This window comes from Streptomyces sp. NPDC006711 (assembly GCF_042869775.1).
Taxonomy (GTDB): domain Bacteria; phylum Actinomycetota; class Actinomycetes; order Streptomycetales; family Streptomycetaceae; genus Streptomyces.
Genome location: NZ_JBIAGO010000007.1, coordinates 169227 through 188131, shown reverse-complemented (window position 1 = coordinate 188131; position 18905 = coordinate 169227). Strand labels below are relative to the sequence as shown.

The window sequence follows — 18905 nt, the reverse complement described above, 5'->3', positions numbered from 1 at the left end:
CCCGGCCTCCCGCCCGCCCCCATGCGTCCGCCTTCACGCGTCCGCCTCCACGCCCGCCCGGCGCCGCCCGGTTCCGGACGCGCCCGGTTTCGGAGGCGCCCCGGTTCTTTACGCGCGGCCCCACCTCGGGGTACGAGAGAGATTGCGGAGCCCGCAGCCGGGCACGCGCTCCGTGTCGAACGCTCCGCGCGCTGCGGCGTCGCCCTGCTCAAAACCTGTCGGAAGGCGCACGAAACTGATGGAACCCGTCCGTACGACCCACCAGGGAGCGGTACGAGGACGTCTCGTCGCTGACGACGTGGCCGCCTTCCTCGGCATCCCGTTCGCCGCGCTCCCCTTCGGGGAGGCACGCTTTCGCGCTCCGGCACCCGCTCTCCCCTGGGACGGCGTGCGTGAGGCGTTCGTCCCGGGCGCGAGCATGCCCCGCGCCCCTTACGCGCCTCCCTTCGACACCCTCATCCCCGACGAGGGCGCCCAGGGCCAGGACTGCCTGAACCTCAACGTGTGGACACCGCATCCAACGCCGGGCGGCGGCCTGCCCGTGATGGTGTGGATCCACGGCGGAGCCTTCGCCAACGGCTCGGGCTCGTCGTCCTCCTACGACGGAAGCGCCTTCGCGCGCGACGGCGTGGTCTACGTCAGCGTCAACTACCGGCTCGGCGCCGACGGCTTCCTCAAGCTGCCCGACCGGCCCGACAACCGCGGCCTGCTCGACCAGATCGCCGCCCTGGAATGGGTGCGCGACAACATCGAGGCCTTCGGCGGCGACCCCCACCAAGTGACCGTCTTCGGCGAGTCGGCGGGCGCCATGAGCATCGGGGCCCTGCTCGCCCTGCCGCGCGCCCGTGGCCTCTTTCGACGCGCCATCTTGCAGAGCGGCGCCGCCCACCACTTCCTGCGGCCCGGCTCCGCCGACCTGATCACGGGCCGCCTCGCCGAAAAACTCGGCATCGAGGCGAGTGCCGAGGACTTCGCCGCCGTCCCCCTGGAAGACCTGCTGCGTGCGCAGGCCGAGCTGCGCGGCGAGATCGGGGCGAACCCGGACCCGCGGCTGTGGGGAGAGGCCGCGCTCAACATGATGCCGTTCGAACCCGTCCTCGACGAGCTCCCGCTGCCCTCGGCTGAGTGCGGGGTGGAGTTCCTTGTCGGCAACAACCAGGAGGAGTACCGCCTGTTCCTGGTGCCCACCGAACGCATCGACGTCCTGCCGAGGTCCCGCCTGGAGCTGGCCGCGGCGGCGTACGGGCTCGACCCGGACAAGGCGCTGCCCGTCTACGAGCGGCGCCGCCCCGACGCGGTGCCCGGCGAACTGTTCGACGCCGTCACCACCGACTGGTTCTACCGGATCCCGGCCCTGCGCGTCGCGGAGTCGGTACCCGGCACCCACGTGTACGAATTCGCCCGCCGCTCCCCGGCCCACGGCGGCCGCCTCGGCGCCTGCCACGCCTCCGAGCTCGCCTACGTCTTCGACCGGCTCCACGACCCCGCCTACGCCGCGATGCTCGGCCCCCGCCCCCCACAAGCCCTCGCGGACGCGATGCACGGCGCCTGGGTGGCCTTCGCGAAGACCGGCGACCCCGGCTGGGCGCCCTACGACACCGAGCGCCGCACCACCCGGGTCTTCGGCACCGAACCGGGCCTCGAACACGACCCGCGCGGCGACGAACGTGCCTTGTGGGAGGGGGTGCGCTGAGGCCGTGAGGCCCATTGTCAGACCCCGCCCGTAAGGTCGTAGATCAGTCGCGGACCACGCGACGGACCACGACCGCGCGGACGAAGGGAGGTGAGCGGCGATGGACCGGCCGACACCGATGCGCCACGCCGAGCAGCCGCCGGCGACCTCAGGCGAAGGCGCGCCCGCGCCGAGCGAGCAGTCCTTGCGCCCGCCCGCGCGCGACCAGCGGTCCACCACGCCCTACCGCGCCCCCGCCGCCAGGGCCGTGAGCGACGGCGCCGCGCCCGCGGCCCGCGCCTGGCCCGGCGTGACGGCGGCCGCCGTGTTCCTGCCCGCGGGGCTGCCCCGCGCAGGCAAGGTCGCCTTCTGGGACCCGGACCAGGGTCCGCCGCCGCACGGACCGTCCGGGCCGGACGCGGAAGTGGCCGAGCTGACCGTGGTGCGCCGCCACGGCTCGGGCGCCCGCAGCCGCAAGGTCGCCGCCCTCCTCGTCCCCGTCGCCGAGGCCCTGCCCCTGCTGATCCAGGCCCGGCACCATCCCGCCGCCCACCCGGCCGCCGCCTGCTGGGGCGCGGCCGCACTGCACGCCCTGCACCTCGTCGCACGCGGCAGGCTGCTGCCCGGCCTCACCCCCACCAGCCACGACGCCTGGCGGGCCGGCCCGCTGGACGCGGACGACATCGCCCAGCTACGGGCCATCGCCGCCGCCATGCCCTATGAGGCGTACGCGGTGCCCGTCCCCGGCCGGGGCGCGCTCCAGTTGCCCGAGCCCGAAGCCCTGGTACGCGCCTTCCTCGACGCCGTGGCCGACACCCTGCCCCGCACCCCGGCCGCCGCCCACGCCGCCGGCGCGCCCTTCGCCGCGACCACCGCCCAGCACCTGCCCGGCGCACACGCCTGGGCGGCGGAGGCGGCCGCCGGCATGGATGCGGGCGTCCGGGTCTCCCTGCGCCTAGACCTCAGCGCCTACGACCTGTTCGACACGGCGTCCCAAGAACGTGCGCAACCCGCAGCCCCTGCACCGACCGGGACGGCCGAGGCGCCGGAGGCGCCCGAGGCGTCCGAAGAAGAGGAACGCGAGGCCCGGCGCGCGGGCTCGGCGATCGTCCAGGTGCACAGCCTCGCCGACCCGACCCTGGTCGTCGACGCCGCCCGCCTCTGGGCGAACGACCTCCCCGACAGCACGACCACCCCAGGGCGCACGAGGTCAACAGTCGGCACGGGCAGCGCAGTTGAGGCGTTCGGACCGCGCGCCCGGGTCGACGCGCTGCTCGCCCTGCGCCGCGCCGCCCGCGTCTGGCCCCCGCTCGGACTCCTCCTCGAACGCGGCGTCCCGGACGTCCTGCCGCTCACCGAGACCGAGCTGTACGAACTGCTGGGCGAGGCATCGGCGCGGCTGGCCGCAGCCGGCGTCACCGTCCACTGGCCGCGTGAACTGGCCCGCACCCTCAGCGCCACCGCCGTCGTACGCCCCGCGCCCGGCTCCGCCACCGACGGCACCTCCTTCTTCGACGCCGAACAACTCCTCGCCTTCAACTGGCAGCTGGCGCTCGGCGGTGAGCCGCTGACCGAAGCCGAAATGGACGTGCTCGCCGAAGCCCACCGTCCCATCGTGCGGCTGCGCGACCAATGGGTGGTGGCCGACCCCGAGCTCGTCCGCAAAGCCAGGAAACGCGACCTCGGCCTGCTCGACCCGGTGGACGCGCTGTCCGTCGCCCTCACCGGCACCGCCGACGTCGACGGCGAGAGCGTCCAAGCGGTCCCCACCGGCGCGCTCGCGGTGCTGCGCGACCGCCTCCTGGAAGGCCCCCCGGCGGCCGAACAACCCCCGGCGCTCAACGCGACGCTGCGCGACTACCAACTGCGCGGCCTGGCCTGGCTGGACATGATGACCTCCCTGTGCCTCGGCGGCTGCCTCGCCGACGACATGGGCCTCGGCAAGACGATCACCCTGATCGCCCTGCATCTGCGCCGCGCCCGCCCCGAACCCACCCTGGTGATCTGCCCGGCCTCCCTGCTCGGCAACTGGCAGCGCGAGATCACCCGCTTCGCCCCCGGCGTGCCGGTCCGCCGCTTCCACGGCGGCAGCCGCACCCTGGAGGGCGCCGACGGCGGATTCGTCCTCACCACCTACGCCACCATGCGCACCAGCGCGCCCCAACTGGCCGCCCGCGCCTGGAACATGGTCGTCGCCGACGAGGCACAACACGTCAAGAACCCGTTCTCGGCGACCGCCAAAGCACTGCGCACCATCCCCGCCCCGGCCCGGGTCGCGCTCACCGGCACCCCCGTGGAGAACAACCTCTCCGAACTGTGGGCCCTGCTCGACTGGACCACGCCGGGCCTGCTCGGCCCCCTCAAGGCGTTCCGTGCCCGCCACGCCCGCCTGGTGGAGAACGGCGAGGACGACGACGCCGCCGACCGCCTCGCCCGCCTGGTCCGCCCCTTCCTGCTGCGCAGGAAGAAGTCCGACCCGGGCATCGTGCCCGAGCTGCCCCCCAAGACCCAGACCGACCACCTCGTCCCGCTCACCCGCGAACAAGCCGCCCTGTACGAGGCGGTGGTCCGCGAAGTGATGGCCGCCGTCGAAGCGGCCGAAGGCATCGCCCGCCGCGCCCAGGTCATGAAACTGCTCACCGCGCTCAAGCAGATCTGCAACCACCCCGCGCAGTACCTCAAGGAGCAGGCCCCCCGCCTCGCAGCCCGCTCGGGCAAGCTGGCCCTGCTCGACGAACTCCTCGACACCATCCTCAGCGAAGACGGCGCGGTCCTGGTCTTCACCCAGTACGTCTCGATGGCCCGGCTGCTCACCCACCACCTCACCGCACGCGGCGTGCCCTGCCAACTGCTCCACGGAGGAACACCGGTGGCCGAACGCGAGCGTCTGGTCGACGCCTTCCAGGGCGGCGAAGTCCCCGTGTTCATCCTGTCCCTCAAAGCCGCCGGAACCGGCCTCAACCTCACCCGCGCCGGCCACGTCATCCACTACGACCGCTGGTGGAACCCGGCCGTGGAGGAACAGGCCACCGACCGCGCCTACCGCATCGGCCAGACCCAGCCCGTCCAGGTCCACCGCCTGATCACCGAAGGCACCGTCGAGGAAAGCATCGCGCGGATGCTGGAAGAAAAACGCCGCCTCGCCGACGCCGTCCTCGGCTCGGGAGAGAGCGCCCTGACCGAACTCACCGACCGCGAACTGGCCGACCTGATCTCCCTGCGGAGAGCGCCATGACCCCACGCCCCCCGATCCGCGCCCCCCGCCACGACGACCGCCGCCGCACCTACCCCGCACTGGGCGCCCGCTCCGAACGGACCGGCACCTGGTGGGGCGACGCCTGGGTGCGGGCCCTGGAAGAACTGGCCCTGGACCCCGCCCGCCTGGCCCGCGGGGCCGCCTACGCGCAGGCCGGCCACGTGGACGCGATCACCGTCACCCCCGGCCGCATCACCGCCTACGTACACGGCTCACGCCCCCGCCCCTACCGTACGGAACTACGCCTGCGCACCCTGCCCGACCCGGCGTGGGAACAATTCCTCGACACCGCGGCGCGCACGCCCGCGCACATCGCCGCGCTCCTCGACAAGGACCTGCCGCACGACCTGGCCGACGAGGCCGAACTGCTGCCCGCTTCCGGCGACCTCATCCCCGACTGCTCCTGCCCCGACGACGGCTACCCCTGCAAACACGCGGCGGCCCTGTGCTACCAGACCGCCCGCCTCCTGGACGAAGACCCGTTCGTGCTGCTGCTCATGCGCGGACGCGGTGAGCAGGAGGTCCTGGCCGCACTCACCCGGCGCAACGCCGCCCGCATGGCAGTGGAGAGAGTCCCGCCCCGGCCCCAACTCCCCACCGTCCAGGCCCGCTCGGCCCTCGCCCCCCGCACCCGGCCGCCCCTGCCGCCCCCCTTCCCGACACCCGCGAGACCCGGCCACCCGCCCGCCTTCCCCGACGTAAACGGCGGCCCCGACCCGCTGTCCCTCGACCTCCTCGCCACCGAAGCGGCCCTTCGCGCCCACACCCTGCTCACCACCGGACAGGACCCCATCGCCCCCCTGACCACCTGGCAGGACGCGGTGCGCCTCGCCGCGGCCCACCCCGGATCCGGACTCACCTCCACCACCCGCGCCCTGTACACCGCATTGGCCCGGGCCACCGACCGCACCCCCACCGACCTCGCGCGCGCCGTGGCCGCCTGGCGGCAGGGCGGCATCGAGGCGCTGAGCGTCCTGGAGACGCCCTGGGACCCGCCGGCCGGCCCCTTCGACCGGGCCCGGCCGGCCCTGAGCACCGCCGGATTCCCCGGCTTCCGCCCCAGCCGCAACCGGCTGTCCACCCCCACGACCCAACTCCGCTACGGCCGCGACGGACTCTGGTACGGATACGAATCGGACCCCGACAGAGAGGACTGGTGGCCCCGGGGCGCCCCGGACGCGGACCCGGTGGGGGCGCTCACCGCCCGGCTCGGCGCCTGACACCCCGCTCCGGGGCCCGGCACCGGACAGGTGTGCCGCCCGGCACCGACGTCAGCCCGCCACCTCGGGCGTGGCCGCCCTGCGCTGGACCGGACGCGGCCGCTCAAGCCGCGTCACCACACGGGAGTGGAACAGATCGACGGCCGCGTCCACCCCACGGATGAACCCGGTCTCCGCGTTGCCGCGCGCACCGCCCACGCTCTTGGCCAGCGAAAGCCGGAACCCCGTGATCTTCTCCGACCCCTTCGGCAACAGATCTCCCGGCTCGGGACGCAACTTCTCCAGAGTGCCGCGCGGGCCCACCGCGTCCCCTTCGAGCAGCGTCTGCACATGCAGGTCGGCCGGCGCCTCGGCGAGCTGCCGCATCAGCCGCTTCACCCAGGACAGCGGATAGCCCTGCTCGGGCGCCGCGATCTCGATGGACGTCCGCAGCCGCCCCACCCGCAGATCCGCGACGACGCCCAGAATGCCGGGCGCCCCCTCCACCCGGATCTCCGCGCTCAACTGCCCGTCCACACACAGCCGGTGCGCCAACTCCGCCCGGCGCGAAACCGGATCGGTGCCACGCCTGGCCCGCTGCACGGGCACCACCTTCGTGCCGAGCTCCCCACCCAGCCGCAGACACACCTGGCGGATCAGCCGCTCCCAGCTCTCGACGACCTGGACCGAACGCGGATCGCCCGGCGTCAACGTCTCCTCATCGATGCCGTTGCGCACCGGAACCCAGGCGGGCCCCATGTTCTGGAAACCGTGGCACCCGGAGTTGTCATGCTGGAGATAGTGCAGCAGCTCCTGGAGCAGCCAGGCGTGCGCCTCATTGCGTACGCCCTCATGACGGATCAGCAGCTGCGCCTGGTGGGTGACTTCGGCCCAGGACAGATGCCACAGCGCGACCTTGTGCTTGCGCCGACCGTCGGTTTTCACCTCGACCAGGGAACTTCCCTCCAGGGCAACGTCGTTGGAGAGAGTGATGACCGCTTCATACCCCCGGTGAGCGGCGATGTTCACGTAGTCCTGGATCTGTTCACTCTTGAGGGAGTTGCCGTTGGTCTTGGTCTCGACGAGAGCCGTCCACAGCTTCCCCGCGCGCTCCACCCGGATGACGCCGTCGGGCCGCTTGGGACTGTCGCCGTGCGGAAGCGTCACCTCGGTGAAAGCCTCCATCCGCCCGGAAGGCGCACCGAAAGCGGCGGTGAGGCGGCGCCCGAACTCAGGAACCTGACTCATCACGGCCAGCAGCACGGATGTGGCCCGCATCTCGCGCTCACGGTCGCTCTTCAAAGAGGACGCGGGGAACAACCGGGCGCCGCGCCACGTGTCGTTGTCGGCGAGCGAAGGCTTCGGCGCCTTCGGCAGCGTCACCTTCTTCTTGGCCGTACGCAACCGCCGTGCCGGCGCCGGTGCCGCGTCCGCGTCGGGGGCGGCGCCGGGCGCGGGGGCGGCCGCGGGTGGCTCGGATCCACCCGGTTCGGTGGCGCGCGGCGCGGGCACGGCCGCCAACGCGGCGGCGCGGGCGACGGCCCGGTCGTCGGCCTGGTCGTGGGCCCGGTCATCGGTCGGCGCGCCGGGCCGCGTGTCGAGAGGCCCGGCCGCGTCGGCGTCGGGGACCACCCTCTCGATGGCGGGGCCGGCGGTGCCGTCGTCGACCACGACCTCGTGGAAGCCCGACGACTCATCCTGCTCGCCGTCCTGGTCGTCGTCCTCGTCGATCTCGATGCCGTAATCGGTGGCGAGCCCGGCGAGCCCGGAGTCGTACCCCTGCCCGATGGCCCGGAACTTCCACGCCTCCGCGCGCCGGTAGACCTCGCCGAAGACGAACGCGCTCTCGGTGCCGGCGTCAGCGATGGAGAACCCGAGCATGGCCTCGCCGGAAGCGTCCGTCACGACCAGTCGGATGTTCTCCAACTCGCCGAAATGCGCGCGCCGGTACCGGCTGGCCGCGATGATCACCCGGTCGATGTCCTGCGGGAGCGCCGCCAGGTCGAGCCGGATCCTGTCCTCGCTGCCGTTCTCCGTCACAGCCGCACCCAGGAGCTGCACGCTGCCGTCGGTCGCGGCCGGGTTGTTGTAGTAGAAGAAGTCGGCGTTGCCGCGCACCTTGCCGTCCGCGCCGAGCAGCAGCACCGAGACATCCGCGTCGCCCTCGCCGCTCGGGCTGCTCCAGCTCAGACTGACGATGACGGAGTCGGCGTTCTCACTGAGCGCCGCGAGGCCCACGTTGGCACCCTTGACCATTTCGTGCATGAAGATCCCCCCACGGGACGGAGGGCCGTACGGGCATGGCCGAACTGCCCTCTGTTCACGGAAAAGTTGTTGCCCTCCCCAAGAGCGCTCACGAAGCCTACTGGTCGAGAAGTCGGGCCCCTCGCGGATGGCCGAAAAGAGAGGGCACGGCTCAACGGGTAGCCGCCCACCAAGTCCCGTCGCGCGCGGCCGACACTCGTGACCCGCAGCTCGGATGGATATGGCGAATCGATATCAGGCCGAAGCCGCAGACGCAGGAGGTCGTCGTTCCGGATCGCCGGGAGGTGGCTCTCGCGGTAGGCCGGCGGACGCCGCATCCGCCGCGCCGGGCGGTGTCGGCTCCCGTGCCCATGCGGCCAGTACCGCGTCGATCGCCGCGGCGACCCCGGCCCGGGCGCGGTTGTGCGGCACGCGGGCCATGAGCAGCGCGTCGTACTCCGTGTCCAGATGCCGGACGGAGGCACGGACGGCCGCCGTCACCGCCGCCGCGTCCAGCGCCCGCCCCGCCGCCGACCTGCCCACCCTCCCGCTGCCCCGCACCGAAGCGTGCTCGGCGATGTCGCGCGCGCGGTCGGGCGGGCAGCTCGGAAAGAGCCGCAGGATCGCGTCGGTCATGGCGGCCGTGAACCGCACGTCCTGCGCGGCCCGCCGCTCGGCGTCCCGGGCGCGCCGACGGGCCCGGGCCTCCCCGTCGGCAAGGCAGGCGGCCTCCGCGGCGGCCAGCGCCCGCTCCTCGACGAACACCCCCTGACGTTCGTAACGCCGCCGGCGCCGGTTGAAGCGGACCACGACGGCGCAGAGCGAACTGCCCGCGCGGGCACGGCGGGTGAGCGCCGTGTCCCCACGCGGCAGGAAGACCAGATGGCACAGATCCGAACAGTCCAGACAGCACGGCGAGCCGGAGGCCAGCACCACATACTCCAGCGGTCCGCGACCGCACACCGCGCAGCGGTGACGGCGCCGGGGTTCGATGACGAGCATGGCAGCACCCCTCACACACCCGCACCGCCACCCGACTCGACAACCAATCCGCCGAGCAGTGGGACGCACGGGCCGGCCCGGACACTCTCCCTTCTCTGATTCCCCGACCAACGGTGGCTGGAACAACGGGAGTTGGAATCAGGCCGGAGGGCCGGTGTGCCCGTCAGTGGACCGCCGGTGAAGCGGCCCGCAGCGCCACATTGGCGTGGCTCCCCTGGAAACTTTGATCCGAAACGAGCGTCAGCCGGGCGGAGGACCGGAACTCCTCCAGCGTGGCCGAACCGCAGGAGACCATCGTCGTCCTTAGCTTGGCGACGGTCAGCGCCAGCCCCTCACCGAGATCGCCCGCATAGGGAACGTAACCGTCCACTCCCTCCTCGAACAGCAGACCCTGGCCGCCCTGCCCGTAGCGCTGCCAGTTACGCGCACGGTTCGAGCCCTCGCCCCAGTACTCCTTCACGAAGCCGTCGCGGGTGGCGAGTTTGGCGCCCGCAGCCTGGTCGAAACCCGCGAAGTAGCGTCCCATCATCACGAAGTCCGCCCCCATCGCGAGCGCCAGGGCCACGTGGTAGTCGTGCACAAGGCCTCCGTCGGAGCAGACCGGCACGTGGACGCCGGTACGCTCGCGATAGGCGTCCCGTGCTGCCGCGACATCCAGCACCGCGCTCGCCTGACCGCGGCCGATCCCCTTCTGGTCCCGGGTGATGCAGATCGAGCCGCCGCCCACTCCCACCTTGACGAAGTCCGCTCCAGCCTCGGCGAGGAAAACGAACGCGTCGCCGTCGACCACATTGCCCCCACCCGCAGGGATCTCGGGATAGTGCTTCTTCACCCAGGCCAGCGCCTCTGCCTGCCAGTCGCTGTAGCCGTCGGACGAGTCGAAGCACAGGGCGTCCACGCCCGCGTCCGCCAGGGCCGGGACGCGCTCCCGGTAGTCATGGGTGTTGACGCCCGCGCCCACCAACGGACGCGTCATGTCATCGGGACGGGCGTCGCTGTGAGGCGTCGCGGCACCAGTGACAGCGCCGGCCTCGACGTTCTTCACCTGGCCGACCGCCGCGACCTGGTCCTGGATCGACCGGTTGTGGTGCAGGAAGCTGAGGCCGCCGTTGCGCGCGAGGGCGATGGCGAGTTCCGGCGTGCTGACGGCCTGCATGATCGCGGACGTGAACGGCACCCGCAGCTCGACGGCCGGCCGCTCACCCACGGCATGCCGGGATAGGGGCGTGCGCAGGTCCACCGTCGCGGGCGAACAATCGGTGCGCGTGCGATTGGGCAGAAGAAGGAACTCGTTGAACGTCCGCGAGACTTCGGTGATGATCTGTGCCACTTGTTCCTCCTGGCCCGTCGGCGGGGGCCCGGCCGCCCCGCCAAGAAGACCGACCCGGCCGTCCCGGTGCCGGCGGAAGCAGAGGTCGGCACGACAGCCGTGGAGGTGCCACAGCCGCGGCAGAGCCCTGACCGGCCCGTGGATCGAACGGGGTGCGGTCGTGACCAGGCACTCTACCGATCACGTCGCCACCGCACGAATCGACTTCGTTGCCGTCAACCACTGCGCCTGGTCGCCCACTTGAGCTCGTGGCGGGGCAGCGGGGCCACGGCGGCGCCGCCCGGGTGTATGGGGACCGCGCATGATGGGGGTGTGCGATTCGAAGCGATCACCTGGGAGCGGCTGACCGGCGCCCTGGCCGAACGGGCCGCCCACGCCAAGGCCGCCGACGGCGGTTCCTGGCTGCGTCTGGGCATCGATGGCGCCACCGCGGCCCGCACCGACGAACTCGCGCGCCGTCTCGCGGAAGCGCTCCGGCTGCGCGGCAGGCCCGTCCTCGTTCTCTCCACCGAAGGGTTTCTGCGGCCCGCCTCGCTGCGCTACGAGTACGGCCGCCAGGACCCGGACACGTACTACGACGGCTGGTTCGACACCGGCGCGCTGTGGCGGGAGGTGTTCGGGCCGCTTGATCCGGGCGGCACAGGGCTCGTACTGCCCGACCTGTGGGACCCGGTGACCGACCGGGCGACCCGGAGTCCTTATCAACTCCTGCCGGACGGCGGGGTGTTGATCGTGCACGGGCCCATGCTCCTGGGGCGCCGGTTCCCCTTCGATCTCACCGTGCACCTGCGACTTTCACCGTCCGCGCTGCGGCGCCGGACTGAGGAGGCCGACCGCTGGACGCTCACCGCTCTCGAACGGTACGCATCCGAGGTGCGCCCGGCGGAGGTGGCCGACGTCGTGGTGCGGGTGGATGATCCTCGTCATCCGGCGTGGGGTGGGGGAGTGGGAGGAGCGGCGGCGGGGCCGGGGTGACGAGTGACAGGTGACAGCTGTCGGTCGTCGGCTGACAGAGTCTGATGCCTGATATCGGTTACCCGTTACCCGTCGTCTGCCATTTGCTGTCTGTCACTCGTCATCCGTCGCCCCTCCACCCACAACCGGCGGCCGTCCCCCCACCACACCCACCGCCATCGCCCCCGCCCGGCACCCCGCCTCCGCGGCCTCCCTCGATGACGCACCCATCAGATGGGCCGCGAGGAAGCCCCCTGTGAACGCGTCGCCCGCGCCTGTCGAATCCACGGCGTCGACCGTCGGTGCCCGTACCGTCGCGATGATCTTGCCTGCCGCGGCCACCAGCGCCCCGGCCGGCCCGAGTGTGACCGCCACCAGAGGGAATTGTCGGCTCAACTCCACCGCCGCGTCAGCCGGTTCCGGTAATCCGGTCAGAAGGCGCGCCTCGTCCGCGTTGGGGAGCAGGATGTCCGTGCCCTCGGTCAGGGTGAGGAAGCGGCGGGTGCCCAGGTCGGCCAGGAAGCCGGCCGACGCCGGGTCCAGGCTCACGGTGACGCCTGCCCGGCGGGCCGATTCGCTTGCTCGTAGCGCCAGTTGGCGGCTGCTGTCCGCGAACAGCAGGTAGCCCGAGAGGTGGAGGTGGGTGATGCCGTCGAGGAGGGCGGGGGACCAGCCGGCGGGGCTCATGCGGTTGACGGCGCCGCTGTCCGTCAGGAACGTACGCTCGGCCGTCACCGCGTCGACCAGGGCTATCACGGTCGCGGTCGGCGCGTCGGTGTCCGGGACGAGCAGGGAGCGTACGCCGGAGCGGCGCAGCCAGAGGTTGTGCCAGGCGGCGGAGTCCTGACCGGCGCGGGCGAGCAGCCGTACGTCCGTGCAGCCCGAATGGGCCGCCCAGCAGGCGGCGTTGGCGCCGGCGCCGCCCGGCACCGTCCGGATCTCGGCCATGGTGTCGGTGGCGGGCGCGAGTGGGCCGTGGTGGCGGGCGACCACGTCGGTGACCACGTCCCCGACGACGAGGAGACCGCCCGGCGTCCGGCCGGTCCCGGCTCCGTTCACAGCGCCGCGGCGATGTCCGCGGCCAGCCGGACGTTGCCGCGTACGGCCGCCACGTTGGCTTCCAGGGACGCGCCGTCCGTGTGCTCGACCAGATAGGTGAGAAGGAAGGGAGTGACCGCCTGGCCGGTGATGTTCGCGGCGCGGCAGGCGGCGAGACCGGCGGCCAGCACGTCGTCGTGCAGCCGGGGATCGAGCTGTTCGGCCTGGGGTACGGGGTTGGCCACGATCACCGCCGAGCGCAGGGCGAGCGCGCGGTGGGCCCGCAGGACGTCCGCCGCCTCCTGTGGCGTGCGTACCGTCCAGTCGACCGGCTCGCCCGAACTGGACAGGTAGAAACCCGGGAAGTGGTCCGTGCCGTAGCCGACCACGGGGACGCCGAGTGTTTCCAGGCGTTGGAGCGTGGCCGGTACGTCGAGGATCGACTTCACGCCCGCGCACACCACCGCGATCGGTGTCGTGGCGAGCAGTCGCAGGTCCGCCGACTCGTCCTGCGTGCGGTCCCATTCGCGGTGGACGCCGCCGAGGCCGCCGGTCGCGAAGACGCGTAGCCCGGCACGCTCGGCCAGGTACGCGGTGGCGGATACCGTGGTCGCCCCGCTGGTTCCGGTCGCCAGCGCCATCGGCAGGTCGCGGTGGCCGAGTTTGCGCAGGTCGTCGTTGGCCACGCGTTCCAACTGGTCCTTGTCCAGGCCTACTCGGGGGTGTCCGTCGAGTACGGCGATGGTCGCGGGAACGGCCCCCGAGGCTCGTACCAGGTGCTCGAGTTCGAGGGCGACCCGGAGGTTGCGCGGCCGGGGCAGGCCGTGCGAGATGATCGTCGACTCCAGGGCCACGACGGGCCGGCCCTCCTCCAGAGCGGTGCGTACTTCTTCCGAGAGGTGGACCGCTTCGGGTGCGTCGTCACGGGGCATGCCCCCATTCCTGGCGCGGCCGGGCGGCGGATAAACGCGTGGGGTGGGCGGGGCGAGCCGTTCAGGACAGGGGGCGGCTGGACAGGCTGTCGGGTCGGGGGGCGCGGATCCGGCCGCTCTGTCGGTCACCCGGCGCGAGCGGCGCGGCTAGATTGACCGGCCATGAGCACCCTGGACGAAGCCTCTGTCGCCGCCCCCGCCGCCTCCCCTGCCTCCGCCGCCTCCCCTGCCTCCGCTGTCGCCGACCCGGGCCCCGGCGGACCCGCGTCCTTCGCCGTGCGGGTGTCCGACGTGGAACTGGAGCCGGAACCGCTCGACCCCGACCAGATCGTCTCCGGCGCCCCTGAGGTGACGGGGAAGGTGCTGTGGGAGTCGGCCGACGGCAAGCAGATCCGGGGTATCTGGCAGATCACTCCGGGCGTGGTGACCGACACCGAGGCCGACGAGCTCTTCGTGGTCGTCAGCGGGCGCGCGAGGGTCGAGGTGGCGGGCGGCGAGGCGCTGGAGATCGGGCCGGGTGACGCGTGCGTGCTGCGGGCGGGTGACCGCACCACCTGGACCGTCCACGAGACGCTGCGCAAGGCCTACCACATCAGCTTGTAGGGCCCCGCTCGCCGTTGTCGGCGCGGGCCGCCGCCACCGCGGCGCCGTCCGGAGCGCCGCCGGCGGGTGGGCTCAGAACAGTGGCTGCGGCAGGACCCCTTCGAGCGCGAGCAGCTGCCGTTTGGTCTCCAGGCCGCCGCCGAATCCGCCGAGGCCGCCGCCGCTCTCCACCACGCGGTGGCAGGGCACCACCACGGGCAGCGGGTTCGCGCCCATGGCCGCGCCGACGGCCTGGGCCGCCCCGGGCTGGCCGACCCGGCCCGCCAGGTCGCCGTAGCCCACCACCGTGCCGTACGGCACGGTGGCCGCCAGCTCGCGCAGCACCTGCCGGTTGAATCCGGCGGCGAGCGACCAGTCGAGCGGCAGGGTGAACGCGCGCAGCCGGCCGTCGAAGTACGCCGCGATCTGGCGTATCGGCTCCTCCAGGAGGCCACCGTGCCCGGGCGTGGCCGGGGTGGGCTCGGTGGCGAAGCGGGTGGCCAGGGCCCGGACGGCCCGGTCCCGTACCGCCTCGTCGGCGTGGAAGACCACGTTCACCAGGCCCTGGCCGGTCGCGGCCAGGAGCAGCGGGCCGATGGCGCTGTCGGCCACGGTCCATTCGACGAACTGCGTGTCGCTGTCCATGCCGACCACGGTACGGCCGCCCACTGACAACGCCCGGAACGGGATGCCAAAGCATCCCGGATCCGCTCAAACCGGAGCGTTCCTAGGGTCGGAGTCGATAAATTGCCCGGAAAATGTTTGCCTGTCGCGCGGCGAGCCCTAGTGTCGCCCCGAAACCAGGGCCGCGACAGGAGCAGGGCCTCTTCAGTCAGTACGGGGTGAAGGGCACAGGGGTATGCACGGGACGGTCGACGGATTCAGGTATGGCCTGGTGACGCCGGTGGCGGCGTTCATCATGGCTTGTCTCGGCGGGGCGCTCGGGCTGCGCTGCACCGCCCGGTCGGTGCTGAGCGGGCGCTCTTTCAAGGCGGCCTGGCTGGCGCTCGGCGCCACGTCCATCGGTTCGGGCATCTGGACCATGCACTTCATCGCGATGATGGGCTTCAGCGTCCACGAGGTGCCGCTGGGCTACGACCGGGGCATCACGTTCGCCAGCCTCGTCGTCGCGATCGTGATGGTCGGCATCGGCATCTTCATCGTCGGTTACCGGGGCGCCACTCCCATGGCCCTCGTCACGGGTGGCACGATCACCGGTCTCGGCGTGGCCACCATGCACTATCTGGGCATGGCCGGGATCAGGATGAACGGGGAGTTCGAGTACAACACCCTCGTCGTCAGCGCGTCCGTGGTGATCGCGGTGGTGGCCGCGACCGCGGCGCTGTGGGCGGCCGTGTCCGTGCACGGGTTCCTGGCGAGTCTGGTGGCCAGTTTGGTCATGGGTGTCGCGGTCAGCGGCATGCACTACACGGGGATGGCCGCGCTCAGTGTTCACCTGCACGGCGGGGTCTCGGGGGCGGCGGCGAGCGGCGGGGAGTCGCCGGCGGCGCTGCTCGCGCCGATGCTGATCGGGCCCGTCGCCTTTTTGATCCTGGCCGGTGTGGTGGTGATGTTCGATCCCCTGGTGGTGATGGGCAAGCCGGACTGGGAGAAGCGTCCGCCGCGCCAGATCCCGGCGCCCAGGCACCGCCCGTCCTTTCCCGAGCGCACCAGCTGGGCGGCGTCCGAGCCGCCGCGCGAGGGTTCGGCGTCCCCGCACGACTGGTGACCGGGGCGCGACGGGGCGCCGGTTGTCAGTGGTGGGTCGTACGGTGGTTGCATGCGGCCCGTTTCCAAGATCGAACGTACGGTGGCGCCCTTCGAGGTCGTCAGTAACTACCAGCCAAGCGGTGACCAGCCGGCGGCCATCGCCGAGCTGGAGAAGCGCATTCGCGCAGGTGAGAAGGATGTCGTCCTGCTCGGCGCCACCGGCACGGGCAAGTCGGCGACGACTGCCTGGATGATCGAGAAGTTTCAGCGCCCCACGCTCGTGATGGCGCCGAACAAGACGCTGGCCGCGCAGCTGGCGAACGAGTTCCGTGAGCTGCTGCCCAACAACGCGGTCGAGTACTTCGTGTCGTACTACGACTACTACCAGCCCGAGGCGTACGTCCCGCAGTCGGACACCTACATCGAGAAGGACTCCTCGATCAACGAGGAGGTCGAGCGGCTGCGCCACTCGGCGACCAACTCGCTGCTGACCCGGCGTGACGTGGTCGTGGTCGCGTCCGTCTCCTGCATCTACGGTCTGGGCACCCCGCAGGAGTACGTCGACCGGATGGTGCGGCTGCAGGTCGGGGAGGAGATCGACCGCGACCAGCTGCTGCGCCGCTTCGTCGACATCCAGTACACCCGCAACGACCTGGCGTTCACGCGCGGCACCTTCCGCGTGCGCGGCGACACCATCGAGATCTTCCCGGTTTATGAGGAACTGGCCGTCCGGATCGAGATGTTCGGGGACGAGATCGAGGCGCTGTCCACCCTCCATCCGATCACCGGCGAGATCATCAGCGAGGACCAGTCGCTCTACGTCTTTCCCGCCAGCCACTACGTGGCGGGTCCCGAGCGCATGGAAAAGGCCATCACCGGCATCGAGAAGGAGCTGGAGCAGCGCCTGGCGGAGCTGGAGAAGCAGGGCAAGCTCCTGGAGGCGCAGCGGCTGCGCATGCGCACCACCTACGACCTAGAGATGCTGCGACAGATCGGCAGCTGTTCGGGCATCGAGAACTACTCGATGCATTTCGACGACCGCGCCCCGGGGACCGCGCCCAACACCCTGATCGACTACTTCCCCGAGGACTTCCTGCTGGTCCTCGACGAGTCGCATGTCACGGTCCCGCAGATCGGTGCGATGTACGAGGGTGACGCCTCGCGCAAGCGCACCCTGGTCGATCACGGTTTCCGCCTTCCTTCGGCGCTGGACAACCGGCCGCTGAAGTGGGAGGAGTTTCTGGGCCGCATCGGGCAGACGGTCTATCTGTCGGCGACGCCGGGCACCTATGAGCTGTCGCGCGGTGACGGCTTCGTGGAGCAGATCATCCGGCCGACCGGCCTGGTCGACCCGGAGGTCGTCGTCAAGCCCACGGAGGGCCAGATCGACGACCTGGTGCACGAGATCCGCAAGCGCACCGAGAAGGACGAGCGGGTCCTGGTCACGACCTTGACCAAGAAGATGGCCGAGGACCTGACGGACTACTTCCTCGAACTGGGCATCCAGGTGCGGTACTTGCACAGCGATGTCGACACCCTGCGCCGCATCGAGCTGCTGCGCGAGCTGCGGGCCGGCGAGTACGACGTGCTGGTCGGCATCAACCTGCTGCGTGAGGGCCTTGACCTGCCCGAGGTGTCCCTGGTGGCGATCCTGGACGCCGACAAGGAGGGCTTCCTGCGGTCGGGCACCTCCTTGATCCAGACCATCGGCCGCGCGGCCCGCAACGTCTCCGGCCAGGTCCACATGTACGCCGACCGTGTCACCCCCGCGATGGAGAAGGCCATCGAGGAGACCAACCGGCGCCGTGAGAAGCAGATCGCGTACAACAAGGAGCGGGGGATCGATCCCCAGCCGCTGCGCAAGAAGATCAACGACATCGTCGCGACGATCGCGCGCGAGGAGGTCGACACCGAGCAGCTGCTCGGCACGGGGTATCGCCAGGGCAAGGACGGAAAGGCCGGCAAGGCGCCGGTGCCCTCGCTCGGCGGCAGGGCGGGCAAGGAGGGGAAGCCGGCCAAGGGCGGCAAGAAGGAGCTCACCGACCGGCCGGCGGCCGAACTGGCGGGAATCATCGAGGAGATGACCGACCGGATGCGGGCGGCGGCCGCGGACTTGCAGTTCGAGGTGGCGGCCCGGCTGCGCGACGAGGTCGGCGAGCTGAAGAAGGAGCTGCGTCAGATGCGGGAGGCGGGTCTGGCCTGAGCGGCCGGCGGCGGGGGCCGGCGCCGCGGGTGGCGGTGTGTTGCAACACCGCCACAAAAAGCGTCCGCGTAGTGGCGTGCGGTGCGCCACTGCGTAGGGTCGGGCCCGAGAACGTACAACAGCGCAAAGCATGTCAAGAACGACACATGGGGAGAGGGGACAGCGCGTGACGGTCAATCTGTCCAAGGGTCAGGCCATCAGCCTGGAGAAGCAGGGCGGCGGCGCCCTGACCGCGGTGCGGATGGGGCTCGGCTGGCAGGCGGCTCCGCGCCGGGGCCTGTTCGGCAAGCGGACGCAGGAGATCGACCTGGACGCCTCGGCGGTGCTCTTCGCCGACAAGCAGCCCGTGGACGTGGTCTTCTTCCGCCACCTGGTCAGCGACGACGGCTCGGTCCGGCACACCGGCGACAACCTGGTGGGCGGCGCGGGACAGGGCGGTGACGACGAGGCGATCCTGGTCGATCTCGCGCGCGTGCCGGTCCACATCGACCAGATCGTCTTCACGGTGAACTCTTTCACCGGCCAGACGTTCCAGGAGGTGCAGAACGCGTTCTGCCGGCTCGTCGACGAGACCAACGGCCAGGAACTGGCCCGCTACACGCTGGACGGCGGCGGCCAGTACACCGCGCAGATCATGGCCAAGGTGCACCGCTCGGGCGCCGGGTGGCAGATGACCGCCATCGGCAACCCGGCCAACGGCCGCACCTTCCAGGACCTGATGCCGGCGATCCTGCCCCATCTCTGACCACGCCGGATCACCGGCACCGCAGCTCCCGGAGGCAT

14 protein-coding genes are annotated in these 18905 nt (G+C 71.7%); 8 read left to right on the top strand and 6 right to left on the bottom strand.

Going from position 1 to position 18905, the window contains the following annotated elements; genetic code table 11:
* Nucleotides 1-238: 238 nt before the first annotated feature.
* The 3 genes from ACFYM2_RS17125 (at nucleotide 239) to ACFYM2_RS17115 (ending at nucleotide 6148) form a co-directional block, all read left to right on the top strand.
* A complete protein-coding gene (locus ACFYM2_RS17125; protein ID WP_388836964.1) occupies nucleotides 239-1693 on the top strand; it encodes a carboxylesterase/lipase family protein in 1455 nt (484 codons plus the stop codon).
* A 100-nt stretch (nucleotides 1694-1793) separates the two neighbouring features.
* Nucleotides 1794-4907, top strand: coding sequence for a DEAD/DEAH box helicase (locus ACFYM2_RS17120; protein ID WP_388836961.1), 3114 nt, complete (start codon nucleotides 1794-1796; stop codon nucleotides 4905-4907).
* The gene (locus ACFYM2_RS17115) at nucleotides 4904-6148 is read left to right on the top strand and encodes an SWIM zinc finger family protein (RefSeq protein ID WP_388836958.1); all 1245 of its coding nucleotides are present in this window, start codon (nucleotides 4904-4906) and stop codon (nucleotides 6146-6148) included. Before ACFYM2_RS17120 ends, ACFYM2_RS17115 begins: the two co-directional genes overlap by 4 nt.
* Before the next feature lie 51 nt (nucleotides 6149-6199).
* On the opposite strand, the gene ACFYM2_RS17110 is transcribed toward ACFYM2_RS17115, so the two are convergent.
* From ACFYM2_RS17110 to ACFYM2_RS17100, 3 genes are all read right to left on the bottom strand, one after another.
* Nucleotides 6200-8392, bottom strand: coding sequence for a TerD family protein (locus ACFYM2_RS17110; protein ID WP_388836955.1), 2193 nt, complete (start codon nucleotides 8390-8392; stop codon nucleotides 6200-6202).
* A 234-nt stretch (nucleotides 8393-8626) separates the two neighbouring features.
* Nucleotides 8627-9373 carry a DUF2293 domain-containing protein gene (locus tag ACFYM2_RS17105; protein ID WP_388836952.1) on the bottom strand — a complete coding sequence of 249 codons (747 nt, stop codon included), beginning with the start codon at nucleotides 9371-9373 and terminating at the stop codon, nucleotides 8627-8629.
* Between the two features lie 163 nt (nucleotides 9374-9536).
* Nucleotides 9537-10703: an IMP dehydrogenase gene (locus ACFYM2_RS17100; protein WP_388836949.1), complete on the bottom strand. Its 1167-nt coding sequence runs from the start codon at nucleotides 10701-10703 to the stop codon at nucleotides 9537-9539.
* A 312-nt stretch (nucleotides 10704-11015) separates the two neighbouring features.
* Between ACFYM2_RS17100 and ACFYM2_RS17095 the strand changes: the two genes are divergently transcribed.
* Nucleotides 11016-11678, top strand: coding sequence for a uridine kinase (locus ACFYM2_RS17095; RefSeq protein WP_388836947.1), 663 nt, complete (start codon nucleotides 11016-11018; stop codon nucleotides 11676-11678).
* 93 nt (nucleotides 11679-11771) lie between these two features.
* On the opposite strand, the gene ACFYM2_RS17090 is transcribed toward ACFYM2_RS17095, so the two are convergent.
* Complete coding sequence (locus ACFYM2_RS17090) at nucleotides 11772-12716, bottom strand: carbohydrate kinase family protein (RefSeq protein ID WP_388836944.1); 945 nt, start codon at nucleotides 12714-12716, stop codon at nucleotides 11772-11774.
* Complete coding sequence (locus ACFYM2_RS17085; protein WP_359004578.1) at nucleotides 12713-13627, bottom strand: pseudouridine-5'-phosphate glycosidase; 915 nt, start codon at nucleotides 13625-13627, stop codon at nucleotides 12713-12715. The genes ACFYM2_RS17090 and ACFYM2_RS17085 overlap by 4 nt, the downstream gene beginning before the upstream one ends.
* Before the next feature lie 162 nt (nucleotides 13628-13789).
* Between ACFYM2_RS17085 and ACFYM2_RS17080 the strand changes: the two genes are divergently transcribed.
* The gene (locus ACFYM2_RS17080; RefSeq protein ID WP_388836941.1) at nucleotides 13790-14230 is read left to right on the top strand and encodes a cupin domain-containing protein; all 441 of its coding nucleotides are present in this window, start codon (nucleotides 13790-13792) and stop codon (nucleotides 14228-14230) included.
* Nucleotides 14231-14302: 72 nt separating this feature from the next.
* Here the strand turns inward: ACFYM2_RS17080 and ACFYM2_RS17075 are convergent, their stop codons facing one another.
* The gene (locus ACFYM2_RS17075) at nucleotides 14303-14854 is read right to left on the bottom strand and encodes a methylated-DNA--[protein]-cysteine S-methyltransferase (protein ID WP_388836938.1); all 552 of its coding nucleotides are present in this window, start codon (nucleotides 14852-14854) and stop codon (nucleotides 14303-14305) included.
* A gap of 214 nt (nucleotides 14855-15068) precedes the next feature.
* On the opposite strand from ACFYM2_RS17075, the gene ACFYM2_RS17070 reads away from it, so the two are divergent.
* From ACFYM2_RS17070 to ACFYM2_RS17060, 3 genes are all read left to right on the top strand, one after another.
* Nucleotides 15069-15938, top strand: a complete 870-nt coding sequence (locus tag ACFYM2_RS17070; RefSeq protein WP_388836935.1) for an MHYT domain-containing protein — start codon at nucleotides 15069-15071, stop codon at nucleotides 15936-15938.
* A 51-nt stretch (nucleotides 15939-15989) separates the two neighbouring features.
* Entirely contained in the window at nucleotides 15990-18122 is a 2133-nt protein-coding gene (uvrB, locus tag ACFYM2_RS17065; RefSeq protein WP_388836932.1) for an excinuclease ABC subunit UvrB, read from the top strand.
* 166 nt (nucleotides 18123-18288) lie between these two features.
* Nucleotides 18289-18867: a TerD family protein gene (locus ACFYM2_RS17060; RefSeq protein WP_350229707.1), complete on the top strand. Its 579-nt coding sequence runs from the start codon at nucleotides 18289-18291 to the stop codon at nucleotides 18865-18867.
* The last annotated feature ends 38 nt before the right edge of the window (nucleotides 18868-18905 follow it).